15 protein-coding genes and 1 riboswitch are annotated in these 21200 nt (G+C 65.3%); of the genes, 5 read left to right on the top strand and 10 right to left on the bottom strand.

The window, feature by feature from the left end:
* Window positions 1-2 precede the first annotated feature (2 nt).
* Genes ACED67_RS20390 through ACED67_RS20370 form a run of 5 tightly spaced genes read right to left on the bottom strand, consistent with a single transcriptional unit; the run spans window position 3 to window position 6406 of the window.
* Window positions 3-632 carry a precorrin-8X methylmutase gene (locus tag ACED67_RS20390; protein ID WP_395543574.1) on the bottom strand — a complete coding sequence of 210 codons (630 nt, stop codon included), beginning with the start codon at window positions 630-632 and terminating at the stop codon, window positions 3-5.
* Window positions 632-1768, bottom strand: coding sequence for a precorrin-3B synthase (gene cobG / locus ACED67_RS20385; protein ID WP_395543573.1), 1137 nt, complete (start codon window positions 1766-1768; stop codon window positions 632-634). Before cobG ends, ACED67_RS20390 begins: the two co-directional genes overlap by 1 nt.
* Window positions 1765-4995, bottom strand: coding sequence for a cobaltochelatase subunit CobN (gene cobN / locus ACED67_RS20380; protein ID WP_395543572.1), 3231 nt, complete (start codon window positions 4993-4995; stop codon window positions 1765-1767). Before cobN ends, cobG begins: the two co-directional genes overlap by 4 nt.
* A gap of 7 nt (window positions 4996-5002) precedes the next feature.
* On the bottom strand, window positions 5003-6037 hold the full coding sequence (cobW, locus tag ACED67_RS20375; RefSeq protein WP_395543571.1) for a cobalamin biosynthesis protein CobW: 1035 nt from the start codon (window positions 6035-6037) through the stop codon (window positions 5003-5005).
* Window positions 6038-6406, bottom strand: a complete 369-nt coding sequence (locus ACED67_RS20370; protein ID WP_225028164.1) for a DUF1636 family protein — start codon at window positions 6404-6406, stop codon at window positions 6038-6040.
* Window positions 6407-6506: 100 nt separating this feature from the next.
* Window positions 6507-6749: riboswitch (cobalamin riboswitch) on the bottom strand.
* 48 nt (window positions 6750-6797) lie between these two features.
* Here ACED67_RS20370 and cobO point away from each other — a divergent pair.
* Window positions 6798-7448, top strand: coding sequence for a cob(I)yrinic acid a,c-diamide adenosyltransferase (gene cobO, locus ACED67_RS20365; RefSeq protein ID WP_395543570.1), 651 nt, complete (start codon window positions 6798-6800; stop codon window positions 7446-7448).
* Between the two features lie 100 nt (window positions 7449-7548).
* Entirely contained in the window at window positions 7549-8994 is a 1446-nt protein-coding gene (locus ACED67_RS20360) for a cobyric acid synthase (RefSeq protein ID WP_395543569.1), read from the top strand.
* Between the two features lie 21 nt (window positions 8995-9015).
* Here ACED67_RS20360 and ACED67_RS20355 read toward each other — a convergent pair whose 3' ends face one another.
* Window positions 9016-10863 (bottom strand): sensor histidine kinase, encoded by a 1848-nt coding sequence (locus ACED67_RS20355; protein WP_395543568.1) that lies wholly within the window; start codon window positions 10861-10863, stop codon window positions 9016-9018.
* A gap of 411 nt (window positions 10864-11274) precedes the next feature.
* Here ACED67_RS20355 and ACED67_RS20350 point away from each other — a divergent pair, with 411 nt between their 5' ends.
* From ACED67_RS20350 to ACED67_RS20340, 3 genes are all read left to right on the top strand, one after another.
* The gene (locus ACED67_RS20350; protein WP_395543567.1) at window positions 11275-12528 is read left to right on the top strand and encodes a response regulator; all 1254 of its coding nucleotides are present in this window, start codon (window positions 11275-11277) and stop codon (window positions 12526-12528) included.
* Window positions 12529-12886: 358 nt separating this feature from the next.
* Complete coding sequence (locus ACED67_RS20345; protein ID WP_395543566.1) at window positions 12887-13894, top strand: response regulator; 1008 nt, start codon at window positions 12887-12889, stop codon at window positions 13892-13894.
* A 54-nt stretch (window positions 13895-13948) separates the two neighbouring features.
* Entirely contained in the window at window positions 13949-14281 is a 333-nt protein-coding gene (locus ACED67_RS20340; RefSeq protein WP_395543565.1) for an Hpt domain-containing protein, read from the top strand.
* Window positions 14282-14444: 163 nt separating this feature from the next.
* Here ACED67_RS20340 and ACED67_RS20335 read toward each other — a convergent pair whose 3' ends face one another.
* From ACED67_RS20335 to ACED67_RS20320, 4 genes are all read right to left on the bottom strand, one after another.
* The gene (locus tag ACED67_RS20335; protein ID WP_395543564.1) at window positions 14445-14906 is read right to left on the bottom strand and encodes a response regulator; all 462 of its coding nucleotides are present in this window, start codon (window positions 14904-14906) and stop codon (window positions 14445-14447) included.
* Window positions 14869-16449 carry an ATP-binding protein gene (locus ACED67_RS20330; protein ID WP_395543563.1) on the bottom strand — a complete coding sequence of 527 codons (1581 nt, stop codon included), beginning with the start codon at window positions 16447-16449 and terminating at the stop codon, window positions 14869-14871. Before ACED67_RS20330 ends, ACED67_RS20335 begins: the two co-directional genes overlap by 38 nt.
* Before the next feature lie 129 nt (window positions 16450-16578).
* On the bottom strand, window positions 16579-20466 hold the full coding sequence (locus tag ACED67_RS20325; protein ID WP_395543562.1) for a CHASE domain-containing protein: 3888 nt from the start codon (window positions 20464-20466) through the stop codon (window positions 16579-16581).
* A gap of 117 nt (window positions 20467-20583) precedes the next feature.
* Entirely contained in the window at window positions 20584-21045 is a 462-nt protein-coding gene (locus ACED67_RS20320) for an Rrf2 family transcriptional regulator (protein WP_395543561.1), read from the bottom strand.
* Between the last annotated feature and the right edge of the window lie 155 nt (window positions 21046-21200).

Raw genomic sequence — 21200 nt, 5'->3', positions numbered from 1 at the left:
GTTCACTCCTTCCGGCTGGCCAAGGCGTTGACCGCGGCGACGGTGATGGCCGAGCCGCCGAGGCGACCCTCGACGATGAGCCAGGGCAGGGGATCGGCGTCGGCCAGCGCGGCCTTGGATTCGGCGGCGCCGATGAAGCCGACCGGGCAGCCGATGACGGCGGCGGGGCGGGGACAGGCGGGGTCTTCCAGCATGTTCAGAAGGTGGAACAGCGCGGTGGGCGCATTGCCGATGGCGACCACTGCACCCTGCAGATGCGGGCGCCACAGCTCGACCGCGGCGGCGGACCGGGTATTGCCGATCCGGGCCGCAAGTTCCGCCGCGCCGGGATCGTGCAGGGTGCAGATTACCCGGTTCCCGGCGGGCAGGCGGGGGCGGGTGATGCCCTCGCTGACCATGCGGGCATCGCAGAGGATGGGGGCGCCGCCTTCCAGCGCGGCGCGGGCGGTCAGGGCCATGCCGGGGGCGAAGCGGATATGGCGTTCCAGCCCAACCATGCCCGCGGCATGGATCATGCGGACGGCGACGACCTCTTCTTCCGGGGTGAAGCGGGCCAGATCGGCCTCGGCCCGGATCGTGGCGAAGGATTGCTCATAGATCCGCGCCCCGTCGGTTTCATAGGCATAAGGCATCAGAAAAGCCCCTTGAGGTCGATATCGGTTGCAGAGAGGTCGCGGCGTTGCGGGGCATCCCCGGCGCGGCCTTGGTGGATCAGGTCAAAGCCCCTGTCGCTGGCCACCAGCACCAGATCGGCGGGGACCGGATGGGCACAGCCTTTGGCACAGCCCGAAACGTGCAGGCGGCGACCCGGCGGCACCTGCGCGGCAAGGCGGCGGGCCAGCGGACGGGTGGCGGCGCGGCCCTGAAGACAGGCGGGCGCGCCGGGGCAGGCCTCGACCCGACGCAGCGGATCGTCGGCGCGCAGGATCAGGCCGGGCAGGGCAGGAAGGGCGGTCAGCCCCTCGACCAGCAGCATCCGCCAGGGGGTCAGGCGCAGGGGGCCCAGGGCGGAAAGGCTGGCCAGCTGGGCGGCGGTCAGCTGGCCGAATTCGAAGCCGACCAGCGCGCCCTGCGGATGCAGGCCGGGGCCAGGGGCAGGCTGGGCCGGGGCCGGGGGGGTGCTTGGGGACAGCGCGCCATCGGGCTGCGCGCCCGAGGCGATCAGCGCGGCCATTCGCCCGCGCCCGTCCTGCACCCCGCCTGCGGCAAGGAACCATGCGGCAAGGCGTAGGGCCAGCATCGGTACGTCGGATGCGCTGACCGGGGCGCCAAGCGGCAGCCCGTCGCAGCGCAGCAGAAGCCTGCCCATGGCGTCGCGCTCAAGTCGGATGTCGCCCGCAATATCCTGCATCAGAGGCGCGGGCCCGGTGTCGAGGACGACGCCGAATTTCGACGGCAGGACCGGGCCCGCGATCAGGGCGCGCGACAGGGCTTCGGCCAGCGCCTCGGTCCGGGCATCGGCGAAGGGGGTGACAAGCAGGTTGCGCGCCGCCTCGGCCTGCGGGTTGGCGTCGATCAGGTCCAAGGCGCGCAGGTCCGCGATCAAGGCGGGGTGGCTGACCTCGGTCACGCCGCGCAGCTGTAGATTGCCACGGGCGGAGAGGTCGATCAGCCCGTTGCCATGGGCTGTGGCCGCTGCGGCAATGGCACGGGCCTGCGGCGGCGACAGCCGCCCGGCGGGCGGGCGCAGGCGCACGACCAGCCCGTCGCCCGACAGCATCGGGCGCAGCGCGCCGGGGCACCAGCCCTGGATGGCAAAGCCGGTCATCCCGCCAACCCCGCCGCAATGGAATTGCGCCTTGTGACCCAGAGACCCGCGTCATGCAGGCGCTGAAACAGATCGCGCAGTGCCGCCAGCGCGGCCGGATTCTCGCGCGCCATGAAGGCAGCGATCTCGGGGCGGCCCAGGGTGGCGTCGTGATAGAGGTCAAACAGATGCGGTGGCACAACACCGGCCAGATGGGCGAAGGCGGCCATGTGGTCGAGCGTGGCAGCGATCTCCGCAGCCCCCCGGAAGCCATGGGCCAGCATCCCATCCGCCCAGGCCGGATTGGCGGCGCGGGCACGGGTCACGCGGGCGATTTCTTCGGTCAGGGTGCGGGCGCGGGGGCGGTCAGGCTGCGTGGCATCCAGATGGTAGAGCGCGGGGGCAGCGGTCCCAAGGCGGGCCAGCGCGGCGGCGAAGCCCGCCTCATGCGCGGCATAGTCGGCGGCAAGCAGAAGGTCGCTTTCGGCAAGGTCCTGCGAATGGACGAATGCGTCGGCCCCGCGCAGCCGCGCCTCAAGCCCCGCGCGATCGGCGCGCGCGCTGCCGTCGACGCCGATCGCCCAGCTTGACGCGGCAAGCCAGGCCTCGCCCGCTTCAACGCGGGCCTCGGGCGTGAAACTGTCCATCGCCACACCCATGCCAAGCCCGTATTGGCCGGGGCGCGGGCCAAAGACACGGGCCTCACCGGCGCGGTAGGGGTTGTCCTCGGGCGGCTCATTGCGGGCGGCAAGGGCGGCGGTGCCGGTCTCGAAGAGTGTTGCAAGACCGGGAAATACATCGCGGAACAGGCCCGAGACCCGCAGGGTCACGTCGATGCGGGGGCGGCCCAGCAGGGCAAGGGGGGTGACCTCGATGCCCGAGACCCGGCCAGAACCTTCATCCCAGACTGGCGCGAGGCCCGCCAGATGCAGCGCCATGGCGAAATCTTCGCCCGCCGTGCGCATCGTGGCGCTGCCCCAGAGATCGACCACCAGCCCGCGCGGCCAATCGCCCTGATCCTGAAGATGCTTGCGCAGAAGTTCTTCGGCGAGCTTCACCCCCTGGGCGTGGGCGGCGCGCGAGGGCACGGCACGGGGATCGACGGAAAAGAGGTTGCGGCCGGTGGGAAGCACATCGCTGCGTCCGCGGGCGGGCGAGCCAGAGGGGCCGGGCGCGACACGGCGGCCTGCCAGTGCCGCCAGAAGCCCCGCGCGCTCTTCGGTCCCGCAGGCGCCCCGACCAAGAACATGCAGCCCCTCGCCATATTGGCTTTCCTTGATGTCGCAGACGAAACGGTCGATCCGCGTCACCGCCTCGGCGGCGCTGGCGCCTTGCGGCAGGCCAAGGTCAGCTTCGACGCCTGCAGCCTGCGCCTCTCCCCTAATGGCGGCGATCAGGCGGTCGCGGCGCGAAGGGTCAAGCCCGTCGGCGGTTGAATATTCGTCCAAAAGCCGCTCAAGGCGGAGAAGCCCCTCGGGCAGGGCAGCGGTGGCCAGGGGCGGCGGCAGATGGCCCAGTGTCAGCGCGCCGATGCGGCGCTTGGCCTGCGCCGCCTCACCGGGGTCGTTGACGATGAAGGGATAGATCACCGGCAGCGCGCCGGTCAGCGCCTCGGGCCAGCAGGTATCCGACAGGGCGACGGCCTTGCCCGGCAGCCATTCCAGCGTGCCATGCGCGCCCATATGGATCAGGGCATGAATACCCTGCGCCCGCAGCCAGAGATAGAAGGCCACATAGGCATGGCGGGGCGTGCGGCTGAGGTCGTGATAATCGCCGTCGCGATCCATCGCGCTGCCGCGCTCGGGCTGAAGCGCGATCAGCGCTGCGCCATGGTGAAGCGCGGGAAAATGGAAGGCGCCGTCGCGGCAGGCCGGATCGTCTTGGGCCATGCCCCAGGCATCTGTCAGCTCTTGCCGCAGGGCGTCAGGCAGGGTTTGCAGCGCGGCAAGATAGTCGGCCAGCGGCCAATCCAGCGTCTCCGCCTGCAACCGCGGCGCAAGGAGCGGTGGCGCGGGCAGATCATAGCCCTCGGCGGCCAGATCGGCCAGCAGCGCCTCGGAAGAGGCGAGGGCGTCAAGTCCCACCGCATGGGCCATCTGATGCACCCGGCCGGGATAGGTTGACAGGATCAGGGCAAAACGGCGCCGGGCGATGGGGGTGCTGGCCAGGAGATGCCAGGCGGCGATGCGGGCGACGGCTGCCCTGACCCGGGCCGGATCGGCGCCATGGGCGAAGCGGGCGAATTGCAGGTCGGGGTCGCGGCGGCCCGGCGCCTTGAAGGACACCAGCCCCGCGAAAAGCCGCCCGTCGACCTCGGGCAGGACGACATGCATGGCCAGATCGGCGGGCGAAAGGCCGCGATCCGAGATCTGCCAGTCACGGCGCTGGGCGGTGGAAAGGGCGACTTGGAAGACGGGGGCGTCGAAAGCGTCAAACGGGGTCGCGCCGGCATCATCCTTGGCGGAAAAAGCCGTGGCATTGATGATGGCGACAGGCGGGCAGGGAAGCTGCGCGCCAAGCCAGTCGGCAAAGCCGGGGGCTTTCAGCGAGGGCGCGAAGACGCCGCAGGCGGCGAAGCCCCGGGCGCGCAATTCGTGGATCAGGGCATCGACAGGATCGGTGTCGGCGGCGGTCAGGTAGCTGCGGTAAAAGCTGACCAGAACCAGATCGCCCGCAGGCGGTGCAGAGATCACGCCCCGCGCCGGGTCGTAGAAGCCGAAATCCGGCACCCGCTTCAGCCCCGGCACTGGAGGGGCATAGAGCCCCGCCGCCAGGGCAAGCTGCGCCAAGGCCGCCTGCGCCGCCACCGCGCCCCCGGCATCGCACAGCTCGGCCAGCCGCCGCAGTGTCGAGACCGGCAGGGTGGACGCCGCATCCAGCGCCGGATCGGGCCGCCCGTCGGCGGGCAGCACGGCCAGCGCGATGCCCTGCCTTTGCGCCAGATCGCGGATCGACGCGATGCCATAGGGCCAATAGGCCTCGCCCCCGATCAGGCGGATCAGGATCGCCTTGGCGCCCGACAGCGTGCGCTCGACATAGGTGTCGATCGAAACGGGATGTTTCAGCGCGACGATGTTCTGCAACCGGGTCGAGGGCAGTTGGCCCGCTGCCCGGTGCCAGCCCGCCGCGAAAGCGCCAAGGTCGCTGTCGGAAAAGGACAGCACCACCAGGTCGCCCGGGTCCTGCCCGGGGTCGAAGGGCGTTTCCGCCGCTTCCAGACCATGGCTTTCGCGAAAGACCACATGCATTGCGGAGTCAGGCCCCCAAAACGGCGCGGATGGCGGTTTCGTCGATGTCGTGATGTTCGGCGATCACCACAAGGCGGGTCTGGCGCGGGCTGGCGCCCCAGGGCCGGTCGAACTGATGCCGCACCCGTTCGCCCACGGCTTGCAGCAGCAGCCGCATCGGTTTGCCCGCAACCGCGACATAGCCCTTCACCCGCAGGATATGCTGCTCGCGCGCCAGCAGCTGGACGCGGGCGACGAGGTCTTCGACATCGGCCGTTTCGGGCAGGTCGACCACGACGGAATCGAAATCGTCATGCTCATGATCATCGGCGCCGTCATGGTGGCTGGGGCGGGCGGCAAGGTCATCCTCGGCCGCCGCATTCAGGCCCAGGATCACGCGGGGGTCGATCACGCCATCGGTCATCGGCAGAACGGGCAGCTTGCGCGGCGCCTCGGCGTCGATCACGGCGCGAGCGGCGGCCAGGCCGGTCTCGCCCGCCAGATCGGCCTTGGACAGCAGGACGATATCGGCGCAGGCGATCTGGTCCTCGAAGACTTCGGAAAGCGGCGTCTCGTGGTCAAGGCTGTCATCCGCCGCGCGCTGGGCATCGACCGCCGCGACATCGGGGGCAAAGCGGCCCGCCGCCACGGCCTCGGCATCGGCCAGGGCCACCACGCCGTCGACGGTGATCTTTGACCGGATCGCGGGCCAGTCGAAAGCCTTCAACAGCGGCTTGGGCAGGGCAAGGCCCGAAGTCTCGATCAGGATATGGTCGGGGCGCTGCGGCAGGACCATCAGCGCCTCGATCGTCGGGATGAAATCATCGGCCACGGTGCAGCAGATGCAGCCGTTCGCCAGTTCGACGATGTTTTCCACCGGGCAATTGGCGTCGGCGCAGGATTTCAGGATCTCGCCATCCACGCCCACGGTGCCGAATTCATTGACGAGGATCGCCAGCCGCTTGCCCTGCGGGTTCTGCATCAGATGGCGGATCAGCGTGGTCTTGCCCGCGCCCAGAAAGCCGGTGATCACGGTGACGGGGATCTTGGTCAGGTCGGTCATTCAGGCCTCCTCGGCGGTGACGAACGGGGGGATGCGGGCGATGCTTTGCTTGCGGAAGATCACCGGGCGGTCGCGCCAGGGCACGATCCCCTGATCGGCGCCGGCATAAAGCCCCGCCCCGCGCAGGATTTCGGGCACGTCCTCGGCCGTCAGCCGGCCGTAGACATAGGACCAGCCGCCGGGCTTCGTAAGCGCGACATTGCAGCCATGGTCGCAGGCCGACAGGCAGTCGACCGGGCGGATTTCCACCCCATCGGGCGCCCCTTCTGCCAGCAGCGCCGCATGCAGGCGCGCGCCGGGGCAGGTCTCGCCCTCGGGCACCGGCTGGCCGGCCCGGCAGGTCATGCAGACATGTAGCACGGCGCCCATCGGCCCCTCCTTCACAGCGCGGGGCGCGGCAACAGGGCGCAATCGGCCATCCGGAGGGAAGGATCCCTGTCCGAAAGGTCGCGGCACACCCCGTCCGCGCGTTTCAGTCTGGGCGCTGGCAGGTCTCCCGGCTTGCGGATATCGGGGCGGGGCGAGGGGCCCTTCCCCGGCGCTCTGCCCGCCTTCCCGGCCTTGCGGCCAGTGGCATTGGACAGACCTTTCCGGTCACGGTCGCGGGGGCGGCTGCGCTTGGGGCCTGCGGCGCCGGGAAATCCCGGACGGTCGCAAATCCTGTCGCATTCCCTTTTGGCCTGCCTTACGACAGGCACCAGCGCTACTCGCCCCCTCCATGCCACAACGCGTGGGGGAGTCAAGAAGAAGGACCGGCAGGATGACCGACGCAACCGACAGGCCGACCGCAACCGATCCGGCCGAAAACGCCGATCTGGCCCGGCATGCCGCCAAGATGGCCAAGAAGAAGGCCGCGCGCGACAGGATCATGGCCGGGAAATCCGGCGAGAAGGGGCTGATCCTCGTTCATACCGGCACGGGAAAGGGCAAGTCTTCCAGCGGCTTCGGCATGATCCTGCGCTGCATCGCCCATGGCATGAACTGCGCCGTGGTGCAGTTCATCAAGGGCGCCTGGGACACGGGCGAGCGGCGTCTGATCGAGGCGCATTTCCCCGATCTGTGCCAGTTCCACGCCATGGGCGAGGGCTTCACCTGGGAGACGCAGGACAAGGCGCGCGACATCGCCGCCGCCCGCAAGGGCTGGGAAAAGGCGAAAGAGCTGATCCGCAACCCGGAGATCCGCTTCGTCCTGCTGGACGAGATCAACATCGCGCTGCGTTATGACTATCTGGACATTGATGAGGTGCTGGCCTTCCTGCGCGACGAAAAGCCACCCTTGACCCATGTCTGCCTGACCGGGCGCAACGCCAAGGAGGCGCTGATCGAGGCGGCGGATCTGGTCAGCGAGATGACGCTGGTCAAGCATCCGTTCCGGTCTGGCATCAAGGGCCAGCCCGGGGTGGAGTTCTGATGCGACGGCATCCTGTCGCCGCCCCCGGGGCGCTACCCCGGACCCCGAAGTATTTCTGCCAAGATGTAGTCTGGCAGGGGCAGGATGTGGGGGCGGGCGCATGCCCGCGCTGATGATCCAGGGCTGCGGCTCGAATGTCGGCAAGTCGCTGCTGGTGGCGGGCCTGTGCCGGGCGGCGCGGCGGCGGGGGCTGTCGGTTGCGCCGTTCAAGCCGCAGAACATGTCGAACAATGCCGCCGTGACTGCGGATGGCGGTGAGATCGGGCGGGCGCAAGCCTTGCAGGCGCTGGCCTGCGGGCTGGAGCCGATGACGGACATGAACCCTGTCCTGCTCAAGCCGGAATCCGAGACCGGCGCGCAGGTCGTGGTGCAGGGGCGGCGGCTGACCACGACCAGGGCGGCCGAGTATGCCAGGCTGAAGCCACAGCTTCTGGGGCACGTCCTGGACAGTTTCCGCAGGTTGTCTGCGGCGCATGATCTGGTGATCGTCGAGGGGGCGGGAAGCCCGGCCGAAGTGAACCTGCGCGCGGGTGACATTGCCAATATGGGCTTCGCGCGGGCGGCAGATGTGCCGGTTGTGCTGGCGGGCGATATCGACCGGGGCGGGGTGATCGCCCAGATCATCGGCACAAAGGCGGTGATCGACGCGGATGATGCCGCCCTGGTGAAAGGCTTTCTGATCAACAAGTTCCGTGGTGATTCCCGGCTGTTCGACGAAGGTTACCAGATGATCGAGGCCCGCAGCGGCTGGCGCGGCTTTGGTGTCCTGCCCTGGTTTCCGCAGGCCCATCTTCTGCCCGCCGAGGATGCGCTGGAAATTGCCTCGCATCCCAAGGCGGGCGGGGTGACCGTGGCCTGCCTGACCCTCTCGCGCATCGCGAATTTCGATGATCTTGACCCCATCGCCGCAGAGCCGGGCGTCGATCTTGTCATGGTCCAGCCAGGCCAGCCGATCCCGGCCGAGGCCCGGCTGGTGATCATCCCCGGATCGAAATCGACGCGGGGCGATCTGGCCTTCCTGCGGGCACAGGGCTGGGACATCGACCTTCTGGCGCATGCGCGGCGCGGCGGGCATGTTCTTGGCATCTGCGGCGGCTATCAGATGCTGGGGCGGGTGGTGCGCGACCCGGACGGCATCGAGGGGCCAGCAGGCGAGACGCCGGGCCTGGGCCTGCTGGATGTTGAGACGGTGATGAGTCCCGACAAGCGGCTGGCGCGGGTCCAGGCAACGCATGTTGCAAGCGGCCTGCCGGTTGAAGGCTATGAGATCCATCTCGGGCGCAGCGGCGGGCCGGATTGCGCCCGGCCCTTTGCCCATGTCGAGGGTCGTCAGGAGGGGGCGGTCAGCGCCGACGGCCGCATCGCGGGCAGCTATCTACACGGACTTTTCGCCGCCGACGGCTTTCGCGCCGCCTATCTGCGCCAGATCGGAATAGCGGCGGTCCCCCGGAGCCATGCCGCGACGGTCGAGGTCACGCTGGACGCGCTGGCCGACCATCTTGAGACGCATCTGGACGTGGCAGGTCTGCTGGCCTTGGCGCGGTGACGACTTGCCGCGAGGTCGTGGTTAAGATGCCAGCGCTTCGACCGCCGCAATGGGCTCTTCGGTCGGAACGGTGAACCAGAACGTCGTCAGCTCATCGGGCACGCTGTCAAAACCGATGCGGCCGCCGGTTTGCTCGACGATCTGGCGGGTGATTGCAAGGCCAAGACCGGTGCCGCCGCGGCTGCGGGTCGAGGACAGTTCCGCCTGCGAGAACGGCGTGAAGACCTGGTCGCGGAAACTGTCGGGAATCCCGCGACCGCGATTGCGCACGGCGATGCGGATTTCGCTCTGCTCCCTGCGGATGTCGATCTCGATCACGCTGTCGGTGTCGGCAAATTTGGCGGCATTGGACAGGAGATTGGCCATGATCTGTTGGAAGCGGCGGGCGTCCACAAAACCGCTGACCGTCGGGTCGGGCGACAGGATCTCGAAGCGCACGCCATAGCGATCGGCCAGCGCGAGGTTCGTCATCACCGCTTCTTCGACCAGCCCGGTGATCCTGAGCTGCTCCAGCGCGTAACGCATCTGACGCGCCGAGAACTTTTCAAAATCAAGGATGTCGTTGATCAGCGTAAGCAGGCGCTGGCCGTTCTGCTGGGCGATGAACAAGAGGCGCTGCGCGGAATCCGGCAAGTTCTCGGTGTCCATCGCATTCAGCAGGCCCAAAGCCCCCAGAACCGATGTCAGTGGTGTCCGCAGCTCATGGCTGACTGTGGCCACGAATTCGCTTTTCAACTCGGCCAGCCGGTGCTGCTCGGTGACATCGACGATCTGCGCGATGAACTGTTCAGGGTTGCCTTCGGCATCGCGAACCAGGCCCACGCTCAACTGGCCCCACATGACCGAACCGTTGGCACGCAGATAGCGCTTCTCCATCTGGTAGCTTGCGACCTTGCCCTCGGTCAGCGCCCGCAGTTGCGCCAGATCGGCGTCGAGATCGTCCGGATGGGTCAACGACTGGAAATCCGTGCGCTGCATCTGTTCAGGCGTAAAGCCCAGCATGTCGCAGAGCGACTGGTTGACCCGAAGGAAACTGCCATGGCGGGTGACGATGGCCTTGCCGATCGTTGCATGTTCGAAGGCCGAGCGGAATTGCTCGACGCTATGGCGCAGCGCGTTTTCGACCGCCTTCTGTTCGCTGATATTGCTCATCGCGCCGATAAGCCGTGTAACCTTGCCCTGCGCGTCGCGTTCCAGAACAGAGATATCCGTGCGCATCCAGCGCCAGCGGCGGCGGTCGCGCGTGCGCAGGCGGTATTCGCAGCTCGCGCGTTCGACCTCGTCTTCAAGACAGGCACGGACGGGTTCAAGCGCGGTCGCCAGATCGTCGGGGTGAACCCGGCGGCGCCATTCTACCTGAACATCCACCGGATCATCGGGAGGTATTTCGACGAGCTCGCGCCAGATTTCCGAAACCGTGACACTGTCGGTGCCTGGCCGATACTCGAAGACGCCGATCCCCGCGCCGCGCACGGCGGCGTTGGACAGCGCCAGCTCATGTTCCAGCTCGGTCGCGGTCAGGCTGGGCGCGGCGGTTGCCCGCATGATCAGCGTGACGCGCATCCGGCCCGCCGGATCGCTCCAGGGTGTCACCTGAACCGTCAGCTCGATCTTCTCGCCACTGAAGCCCCGGCCCGGCATTGCGACAAGGACGGCACTGCGCTGGCCGGGACCGACCTGCTGGAGAAGGTCGTTCAGGGAGGTATGGGGCAGGATATCTTCGACGATCAGATCTTCAAGCGCGAGGCCATCCTCGTCCTCGGGATAAAGGAACAGGCGCGCCGCCATTGCATTGGCGCTTTCGATCCGACCCTTGGGGCCAAGGACGACCACGGCAAATCCCTCATTCGGGTGGGCGTCCTTGTGCATGGGCACGTTCATTGGCCTATGGTCCATCTGTCATCTGCTGGCCCGCATGTCAGCGGCCGTTCGCGGATGCGCAACTTCTGCGCAAGAACCATTAACCTCGATACAGTTAATCTTTCTGGATCGCGCGACAAGAACCTACGGCCTGGTCTTCAACCCATGGTGTAGAATTCCCACAGTTGTCAGTTCAGGGCACATAACTTTGCTCTGGCGCTATCGCGGCTCCGACAATTGGCGAAAATTAGCCACAGTTCTGCCATGAGCGGATTTTAGCCTCTCCTCAAGGCCTCATGTCCGAAGGCGAGTACCCGCGTAACTCGGGACTTCGGGCGATGGGCGCCGTCAAGAATCGACGAGGAAGGCGTGGTTATGCTTGGTATCCTGCTTGTAGGGATCGGATCTGGACTTGCAGCCATGATTGTGTCGCTCGCCTTGGGTCACTCGTTCTGGACGGCACTGCTGGCCTATAGCCTCTTTGGGGCGCTGGCGGTGTTTCTGACAGCCCTGACCCGGGTTGCGATGATCATGCTGCCTGCACGGGAATGGTCGGGGTCGGAATTCGAGATCGAAAAAGAAGAGGCGAGCGCCCTCACAACGGCCGTTCGCCCGGCCGCAAGACGCGGTGGAGAAGGCATGGAGGATCAGATGCGGACGATGCGCATTCTTGCTGTGGATGACGATCCGTTCATCCGTGAATTGCTGCCGCGGATCGCGGCCGAAGTCGGCTTCCCGGATGTGACGGCGGCGGCCTCCGGCGCCGAAGCGCTGGACCTGTTGACCTATGGCGGGCGGGTCTATGACTGCCTGCTTCTGGATATCAACATGCCGGAAATGGACGGGATCGAGCTTTGTCTCAAGATTCGCGAAATGGCGGCCTATCGCGATACGCCGATCATCATGCTGACGGCCATGCGCGACATGAAGAACATGGACGATGCCTTCAGTGCAGGCGCCACGGACTATGCGACCAAGCCCTTCGACATCCTTGATCTTGCGACGCGGCTCAAGGCCGCGAATCTGGGCTTGCCCGGACGCGACAGCACCGGGGCCGAACATGCCGGCAGCGCGCGCGGTGCGGCCGAAGCCGCCGGGCGCGGCAACGATCGGCAGGTGGATGTCCAGATCGAGGGCGTGGCCAACCTGATCGAATATCGGGCGCTGGCCAATTACATCTTGCGCCTGCCGCGGCCGGAAGCCGGCAAGGTCGCGGTCTTTGCTGTCCGCATCGAGCAGCATCATCTGCTGGAAGCCCGGACCCATCCCGGCCAGATGCTTACGGTGCTGCGCGAAATCGCGCAGTCGATCGGAGCCGTGCTGGGCACATTGGGCGGCGCCAATGGCAGCGCAGGCCCCGGTGCCACCGGCGCTCTGATGGCCTATGCGGGTGCGGGCACCTTCCTTGTGGCCACGCGGCACGGAATCACCCTGTCCGGCGACCCGGAAACGGCGATGAACCTGCGCCTCGCGCGCCTTGGCGCCGATGCGGGGCTTGCCCCGGACGAGAAGGTCACCGTCGCGGTGGGTGAGCCAATCCAGACCGGGGGCACGCGCACGCTGCGCGCCGAGACGGCCTTCCGTCGTGCGCTGAATGCCGTGCAGGACCGAATGCTGTTCAAGGAAGGCCAGGCGCTGTCGGCCCGGCGCCAGATCGGCGATCGCAGCGCGTGACAGGCCCGAACGGCTTGGGCGCCCCCATTCGCTCGTCTTAAAGTAGATAATTCCTGAGACGCCGGGCCGCATATTTGCTGCGGCCCGTCGCTTTTCATGCCCGGTTCTCGCTCCGGTGTCACCCGAAAGGCTCTGTCTTGCCCAGACCCGAGCCTGCGTCGGCCTTCATGATACAACCGCCAGCATGTCCCGGCTTGCCGCTATTCGCCCGGCAAATGCACTGGAAACACACGCAATTTGTCACAATTTGGCCCATATCGAACCGTACCTCTTAAGGAAGAGAATGCGGGCATATCCGCCAATGTGAGCAACGGACCGTCGGGTGGCGGGCTAGCCGTTCAGAAGAGCGAGCGAAGAGATGCGAATTCTTGCGGTTGATGACGACGAGATGATCCTCGAAATTCTGAAGGCCTCTCTGGTGGCTTCGGGATATCATGCGATCGAGACCGCGATGTCGGCCCCCGAGGCCATGGCCAAGATCGAAGCTTCGGCCGAGCCCTATGATTGCCTTCTGCTTGATATCCAGATGCCCGGCATGGACGGAATCGAGCTTTGCTCTTGGGTCAAGCGCCGCCGGGGCTATGCGTCCACCCCGGTGATCATGGTCACGGCCATGTCCGAGCGCAGCTTCATCCAGCGCGCCTTTGCGGCCGGCGCCACCGATTACGTCACCAAGCCTTTCGATCCGCTGGAACTGGGCACCCGTGTCGGACTGGCGCATCGGCTGGTGGAGGAGGGGGCCCGCACGCGCGAGAAGGCGCTTGAGGCCCGGCTGCTGCGCGACCAGATGGAACAGGATTTCCGCGTTGCCTGGAGCGACCCGGTGACGGTTTTCGGAGTGGCCGGTGCCATTGGCCAGGTGAACCTTGAAAACTATCTGCTTCAGATGTCGCGCTCGGGCCTGTTCTCGACCACCGTGCTTGCGGTTCGTGTGGACGGGCTTGAAGCCTATCACCGTGCGTTGACGCCCTCTGACTTCTACTTCCTGCTCGCGGATGTTGCCGAGGCACTGTCGACGGCGCTGCGGGGGCGCGAGTTCTTCCTGTCCTATGCCGGCAGCGGTGCCTTTGTCGTGGTGATTCACGGTCCGGGAGTCACTTCGACCGAAGAGCTTGAATTCGCTGCGGGCGGGGCGCTGGAGCTGATGGGTGCCACGGAAGGTTTTGGCGCATTGGCCGAACTGCGCTATCGTTGCGGCGACCCGCACCGCATCGGCGTGATGCGTTCGGGCACGTCGGCCGTGCGCACCATGCACGCGGCACTGGCGCAACTGGATCGGAACCCGGCGGATCGTTCGGGTGTGGTTGAGGTCGCGTCGCGCGCGCCTTCGATGGGGCTTACCGGCCTGCTGCGCAAGCTGGGCTGACGACGGCAGGATGGGGCAGGGGCGGCGAAGCCGCAGGGCAGTGGAACGCGGATAATGCAGAACCCTCCGACGGCTTATTTCGACGCGATCGAAGCGTTGCGGCCGCGTTTTCGCGCCGCGATGAGCGAGCACCTCGACAATCTCGAAGATGCGCTAGACGCGCTGCTGGATGGCTCGGACATCCGCAGCGGGTTGCAGCGGGCGATCTTCATTGCGCATCGCGTGTCGGGTACTGCCGCGACCTTTGGGTGGCACACGCTGGGCGAGGTCGCGCGCGAGACTGAGGAGGCTCTGGTGGCGAATGTGGCGCTGCCCGGCTTCGGCGACGGCTATCTCTCACGTATCGAGGATCTGGTCGAGGCTTTGGCCGAAGCCGTCGGACCGTGATCGGCGCAGGTCGCGGCACGCGCTTGCAGATGTGACCCGCTGCCCATCGTCACCCACCTCTTCCCAATGCGACGCGGCCCCGCAGGCCTTTGCCTGCGAGACAGGACATTTCTTTGAGTTCTGGCTGGGAATGGGCGGGCGGCTTGGCCGCCGAAGCGCCGGTTCAGGCGGTCGAGCGCCGGGCCGCGATCAAGAGAGCATTGATCTGCATGGCCAGTGTCATCGGGTCGAAGGGTTTCACGATCACGTCGATCGCGCCCACGGCACGCAGCTTGGCAACTTCCGATTCCTGGGCCTTGGCTGTCATGAAAATGGCCGGGATCGGCCGGCATTCCGGCAATTGGCGCAGGGCTGCAAGGGTTTGCTCGCCGCTCATCCCCGGCATCATGACATCCAGAAGAAAGACATCGGGCGCGATTTCAACGGCCCGAGAGATGGCTTCGGCGCCGTTGTTGAACTGATGGACCTCATGCCCGCCGATCGTTTCAAGCGCGATGCGGGAGATTTCCAGAATATCAGGATCATCTTCGACGTGCAGAATGCGCAACTTGTTCATATCACTGATCTTTCTTCCAAGGTTTTCGTCATCAGGCCGCCATCGAATCGCGGAGAGCCGGGAGATCAAAGTAAAACACTGTACCGCCTTCGGCGCCGGGGTGAAAATCGACCCGACCGTCATGCCGCTCGATGATGGCCTTGGAAATCGACAGGCCAAGGCCCGTTCCGGCCACGGGTTGTGCGCCAGTGCTGCGCCCCTGCGTGAAGCGTTCGAAGATCCGCGACTTCAACTCTTCCGGCACACCTGGCCCCCTGTCGGCGACGCTGACGCGGTATCCACCTTGGCGGGACGTCAACTCGACCACAACCTTCTCTCCGGTCGGCGTGAACTTTACAGCATTCGATACGAGGTTGACCAGAACCTGGATCAGACGGTCGCGGTTGCCCGAGACTATCGCAAGGCCTGCCGGTACCCTGGCTTCGACCGCGACGCCGAATTGCAGCGCATAGCCAGCATTCATTTCGACCACATCGGCAACCAGACTGCCCAATTCGCAAGGGCTGCGTGACATATCGGCCTGACCCGCACCAATCTTCTCCAGATCCAGAAGGTCGTTGATCAGCAGGATCAGCCGTTCTGTATTCCGCTGCGCCATGGTCAGAATGGCCTGGGCATTTTCCGACAATTTGCCCATCGCGCCCGAGGATAGAACGCCGAGCGCCCCTTTGATCGAGGTCAGCGGTGTGCGCAGCTCGTGGCTGACGGTCGCGACGAATTCGGCCTTGGCGCGCTCGGTCTGCATATGGTCGGTTATGTCTTTTGCCAGCACGAAGAACTGGTCGGCATTGTCTTCGGAGCGGATCAACTGAACGGTGACATCCAGAACCTTGGCGCCGTCGCCCTGCCGGATTGTCGCAAGAGACCGGTCGGAGGTCCGCATCGATTTCAGATGAGCCTGGAATTCGGGCGAAGAGAGGAAGCCCGGCACCAGACTCGCACGGCGCATTGCCATCTGGCTGGTATCGGCGCCCAGATGGCGTAGAGCCGCCAGATTCGCATAGGTGAACGCCTGCGTCTGGGCGCTGAAGATAAAGACTTTGTCGGGCAGGTGATCGAAGATGACCCGGAGCTGACGGTCGGATTGCGCGCGCTTTGCCTCGGAGATGTCCGTGCGAAGCGAAACCATCGACTGAATGTTCCCGTCCTTGTCGCGGCGCGCCTTGACCGTGCAGTGGGTCCAGACCCGTTCCCCCGACTTGCAGCGCATCTCGACTTCACCGCTCCACATGCCGTGAGCGTGCAGATGCGCGCGGATCGTTTCGGCCCGCTGTTCCGCACTCGATTCCGCGTAGAAGTCACTCACCAGGCGTCCGATCACCTCAGGCGCATCATAGCCCATCGCCGAAAGGAACCGCTCATTGGCGAAGGTGATCCGTCCCTGGGGATCGGTGGCGTTGATCATGCAATGGGCATCAGTGACCGCTTCCTGCATTGCCATCATGGCCTGCGTGTCGCGCAACCGGCGGCTATTGCGGTGGGCCGCAAGGCAATTGCGCAGGAAGCCACCGATCAAAAGCACCGAAAGCGTGGCGTATATGCCATAAACAAGCGCGCCGGTGTCTAGGTTGGCCAGCATTCCCAGCACCGTGTTTGTGTCGCCCGTGTCCATCTGCCCCTCCGAGTCGAACGTCCACGCCTTCTGCCCTGACAGTGTGACGTTCGGGTTCGGTTAACCTCATGCAACCAAATCCTGAAGCTGCGGCGCAGAAAGGGAAAGATTGTGGCGCAACTCGGCCAATCACGCCGCCGCAATCAATTTCAGACAGTTCGCCACGATTTCTTCGACTGGAATACGGGACTTGACAAAGGACTGGGCGCCTGCGCCGTCCGCCAGGCTTCCCTCGCGCGAGGAGAGACCGACAATACGCAGTCCGGGCCGCGCGCTAACTTCTGGCAAAAGGGCTTCACCCGGCCCGTCGGGCAGTTCCCAATCGACGATAACAAGATCGAACTTGTCGCGCGCGAGGGCAAGGCGCGCATCGGACAGGCGCGACACGACGCGCATGGAAGCACGGCGCCCAAAAGCGGCCCGCAGTACTTCGGCGAAATCGGTATCCGATTCGACATGCAGGATCCGGGGCAGTGTGGCGCGCGCCTTTGCGCGGCGCGGTGCGGCTTCGGCGCCTATGTCCTGCGGATTAAAATCTTCGGCAAGCGGAAGGGTCACGCTGAATGTCGTCTCGACGCCCGGTTCAGACACAAAGTCGATCTGGCCGCCCATCCGGTCGACGATCTGGCGGCTGATCGACAGGCCAAGGCCCGTACCGCCAACTTTCCGCGTCGATGACATGTCGATCTGCGAGAAGGGACGGAACAGCCGGCTGCGGTAGGCTTCGGGGATGCCGTCGCCATTGTCGGTGACAGAAATCACAGCGGCATTGCCATCGCGCCGGACCGCCGCCCTCACCTCACCGCCGCGTGGCGAATACTTCACCGCGTTCGAGACAAGATTGGTGATGACCTGATTCAGTCGGTTCACATCGACGCGCGCCTTCAGGGCCTCGGTATCGGGGTGGATGGTCAGCGTCACGTCGAACTGCTGCGCGAAGGGCTGGCAGGCGCTCACCACGTCCGACAGGCATTCGACCAGAGAGGCGGTCGAGAACGAAAAGCTGGTCTGTTCCGAGGCCAGCTTCTCCATGTCCAAAATATCGTTCACCAACTGGATCAGCCGGTCGCAGTTCTTCTGCGCGATGGTCAGAAGATGTTCGGCCTTGCCGGGCAGGGCCTCGCGCATCGTGCCGGTCACGATGCCCAGCGCGCCCTTGATCGAGGTCAGCGGGGTGCGCAGTTCATGACTGACCGACGCGATGAAATCGCCCTTCATCCGCTCGACCGCCTTCAGCTCGGAAATGTCCTGGATCTGCGCGATCAGGGCCTTGTCATGGTCACCCTGCGCCGCGGCGGAGGAGACGCTCAATAGGCCCCAGACCACCGTATCACCCTGACGCATATAGCGCTTTTCGCATTGGTAGCTGGAAATCTCGCCTGCAAGCAGGCGGCGAAGCTGGTCGCCGTCGAGATAAAGGTCGTCGGGATGGGTGAAATCGCCCAAGCTGGCGCCCAGCAGGGTGTCGCGCCGCTGGCCCAGAAAGCCGCAAAGTGCCTCGTTCACGTTCCGCATGGCCCCGGTACGATCGACAAGCGCCATGCCGACAGGCGCGTTGGCCAACATCCCGCGCAGCAGGGCCTCGCTGGATTGCAGTGCCTCCTGAGCCTCGACCAGTTCTGTCACATCGGATTGGGTTCCGATCAGGCGCAGCGCGCGCCCATCGGCATCGCGTTCGCCGACGATCTCGTCCGACTTCATCCAGCGCTGCGAACCATCAGGCATTTCGACACGATACTGGTTGACCGAGCGCAGCGTCTCGCCCCGGATACAGGCCAATTCGGACGCCCTGACCCGGGCCAGATCCTCGGGGTCGACGCGGGATTGCCAGAAGGCCTGGGCATCCACATCCTCCTCGGGATCAAGACCCATGAGGTCTTTCCAGGTCCGCGACACGATCGACCTGCCTGTGGCAAGTTCGATCTCGAACACACCGATCCGCGCGCCGACCAGGGCCATGTCCAGCCGTTGCTCTGTGTCCTGCAGGCGCTGTTCAATATCGGCCTGCGCGGTGACATCGGCGATGACCCAGGTTTGCCGCTGTTCGTTGACCTCGTTCGCCCAACTGCTGACCTGCACGTCCAGAACACGACGGCCCAGGCTTCGGGTCATCACTTCAATGCGGTGATTGCCAGAAGGCCCGGGCTCGGCTTCGCTCAATTCGTCCAAGCTGATGCCGAACAGCGTGTCGATGGTCTGGCGTTCCGCCTCGTCCGGGGTCATGCCGAACATGGCTGCGCCTGTGCGGCTCATCCGCAGGATCTTGCCGCGCGCATCTGTCGAGGCGGTGCCGACCACTGCCGTGTCGACGATGGACGAGTTCAGTCGTTCCTGTGCCGACAGCGCTCGTTCCTTTTCGCGGAACAGACGCATTGCCGCCGCTTCGCGGTTCAGAAGCGTCGCCAGCAATGTGGCGATCAGCCCGGTGATGATCAGGCCCGCCCCCAGGACAAGCGCGCCTTCATGGGTGGCCGAATTGCGCTCGAATGACGGGTTGCTGGCCAGCTGGAAGATCAGGGTGCGGCCATAGATGCTGACGGCCTCTTGGCGCTTGAAGAGCGGTGGTTCGCCCTGTCTTTCGCTATCCATGCTGGTGAAGATGACACCGTCGTCCGTCGAATCCGAAGCCAAGCGCACGGTCAGTTCGATTTCGCGCCGCATGTTTGGCGTCAGACCGGCAAAGATATTCTCGACGCTCAGGGGGGCGTAAACCCAGCCGACAAAGGCGTCCCGGCGTTCGGTGACATACATGGGCCGGGTTTCTGCCCGGTAGACCGGACGCAACAAAAGGAAACCGCGCTGCCGTAGGTCGTTCTGCACAAGGTTGATCGGCTTGCTGAGAATGGTTTTGCCGCTGTCTCTGGCCGCCAGCGCCGCATTGCGCCGGTTCGCCTCGAAGCTGATGTCCAGGCCGACGGCGTTTGCCATCTCTTCGAGAGGTTCGATGAACTTGATGAGGAAAAGTTCATTCCCGGTCGTTGGTGGGTGCGGCACCATATCCGGGACGCCCTCGGTCGTCATATGGGCGAGGAAGCCCGGCAGCTTGTCCCTTTCCACCGGGACGATCAGGCCCAAACCACTGACGCCGGGCAAGTTTGTTCCGATGTCGATCCGGTCGACGAAGGTGCGCCAATCCTCGCGTGTTAGATGGGCCGAGGCCAGCACCAGGCCCTCGCCTGCCGCAAGGCTTTGCTCGTAGCGTCGCATCCGCGCTTCGAAGGCGACGACAAGCTCGGTCGCCATTTGGTCGAAATGCTGCTGACCGCGCGCACGGGTGCCGTTGATGACACTGGTCCAGATATAGAAGGTCAGCACGAGGCTGACCGTCACCACCGCCAGCGAGGCCATGTTCAATCGTGTAAGGACGCGGCCCCGCCACTGGATCGGGTCTTCGCGCCACCAAGGCGCCATGATGGCCAGCGGAAAGATCAGCAGGACGCCCATCGCGTCGCCCGCCCACCATACGGCCCAATTGCGGGCCGCGCTGGCCAGCGGCACCGTGCCCGCAGCCATCAGGGACAAGGTGCCGACCGTGGCCGCAATGCAGCTCCCCGCCGGCCCGATGAGCAGGAACAGCAAAAGGATATCCGAGCGTTGGACAAGTTTGATTGGACGCCCGAAGCGCCGCCGCACGAGTGCTGCCACCACCACTGCCTGGGTGGTCGCGCCCGTGGCAAGAAGTGCGGGGACAAGGAACGTGTGCAGGCTCGGCCCGGTATGAAAGCTCGCGGAGATCCAGATATTGATGGTGAAGGATCCGAGAAAGATCCCCGGCCATGTGTCACGGTGGTACAGAAGCACGGCCGCCAGTGCGATGCCGGCCCCGGGCCAGATCAGCGAGGCATAGCCTGGCGGCAGGGCGGTCATCCAGCCCAGCCAGCCTGCGAGCGCATAGCTCGCTGCGATGCAGGCGATCACCAGTCCAGCCCGAACCAACCCCGCCGCGCGCAGCGGAAGGTCGTCATCTGTCTTGGTCTGGCCGATGCCCGCCATCTTGCCCCTTCCGGTGCCGCGCATTTTCTGCGCCTGCCGCGCTTGGCGCGGGCCCGGTTAATTTCGCCTGTTGGTTGACCGTATCAAGTGACGCGACGCGCCGCCAGCACAGAATGGCTGCGCCTGTGGCGCCGAGGCCGCTCAGGGTGGCGTTTCGCCCAGCACCTGGGCCGCGACCTGGCCCTGGCGCAGCATGTCTTCCAAGGTCAGAGACTCGATGATCAGCAGATAGGACCAGAAGACCTCGGCAAAGGCCTTGCGGATGCGGCAGCTCGCCTCATCCACGCAATCCTCGCAGCGCTGATAGGCGCGCCGCGACAGGCAGGGCAGGGGGGCGATGGGCCCGTCGATCGTGCGCAGCAACTCGGATATCGAAATCTGTGCCGGTTTCTTGATCAGACTATAGCCGCCCGACCGTCCACGGATCGAAGCGATCACGCCCGCATTGCGCACTTCGAGCAGGATATGTTCCAGAAAGCGTTTCGGCGTGCCCGACCGTTTCGCGATTTCCTCGATCGTCAGGGGTTCGGACCGTTCCTTTGCCGCCTCGTCGGCAAGCGCCAGAAGCGCCTTGAGCGCGTATTTCATCTTCTGCGTGATCATGGGGCAAGCCTAGGAGGGACACTCGCATTTATCAACGGCGGCTTTATCCATTGTGCAGCGGCAAAGCCAGCACATGCCATGCCAAGTCTTGCCGAGCCGGCATAGATCAACTCTATACACGATAAAAACGATAGACAAAAAGAGTATTTATGTCA

This window comes from Neotabrizicola paludis (assembly GCF_044142105.1).
GTDB lineage: Bacteria > Pseudomonadota > Alphaproteobacteria > Rhodobacterales > Rhodobacteraceae > Pseudogemmobacter.
This window is presented reverse-complemented; position numbering and strand designations above follow the sequence as displayed.

Bases quoted from the DNA above. Each gene is read 5' to 3' on its own strand.
- ACED67_RS20390 (WP_395543574.1), bottom strand. From the start codon at position 632: ATGCCTTATGCCTATGAAACCGACGGGGCGCGGATCTATGAGCAATCC.
- cobG (WP_395543573.1), bottom strand. From the start codon at position 1,768: ATGACCGGCTTTGCCATCCAGGGCTGGTGCCCCGGCGCGCTGCGCCCG.
- cobN (WP_395543572.1), bottom strand. From the start codon at position 4,995: ATGCATGTGGTCTTTCGCGAAAGCCATGGTCTGGAAGCGGCGGAAACG.
- cobW (WP_395543571.1), bottom strand. From the start codon at position 6,037: ATGACCGACCTGACCAAGATCCCCGTCACCGTGATCACCGGCTTTCTG.
- ACED67_RS20370 (WP_225028164.1), bottom strand. From the start codon at position 6,406: ATGGGCGCCGTGCTACATGTCTGCATGACCTGCCGGGCCGGCCAGCCG.
- cobO (WP_395543570.1), top strand. From the start codon at position 6,798: ATGACCGACGCAACCGACAGGCCGACCGCAACCGATCCGGCCGAAAAC.
- ACED67_RS20360 (WP_395543569.1), top strand. From the start codon at position 7,549: ATGCCCGCGCTGATGATCCAGGGCTGCGGCTCGAATGTCGGCAAGTCG.
- ACED67_RS20355 (WP_395543568.1), bottom strand. From the start codon at position 10,863: ATGCACAAGGACGCCCACCCGAATGAGGGATTTGCCGTGGTCGTCCTT.
- ACED67_RS20350 (WP_395543567.1), top strand. From the start codon at position 11,275: ATGATTGTGTCGCTCGCCTTGGGTCACTCGTTCTGGACGGCACTGCTG.
- ACED67_RS20345 (WP_395543566.1), top strand. From the start codon at position 12,887: ATGCGAATTCTTGCGGTTGATGACGACGAGATGATCCTCGAAATTCTG.
- ACED67_RS20340 (WP_395543565.1), top strand. From the start codon at position 13,949: ATGCAGAACCCTCCGACGGCTTATTTCGACGCGATCGAAGCGTTGCGG.
- ACED67_RS20330 (WP_395543563.1), bottom strand. From the start codon at position 16,449: ATGGACACGGGCGACACAAACACGGTGCTGGGAATGCTGGCCAACCTA.
- ACED67_RS20325 (WP_395543562.1), bottom strand. From the start codon at position 20,466: ATGCGCGGCACCGGAAGGGGCAAGATGGCGGGCATCGGCCAGACCAAG.
- ACED67_RS20320 (WP_395543561.1), bottom strand. From the start codon at position 21,045: ATGATCACGCAGAAGATGAAATACGCGCTCAAGGCGCTTCTGGCGCTT.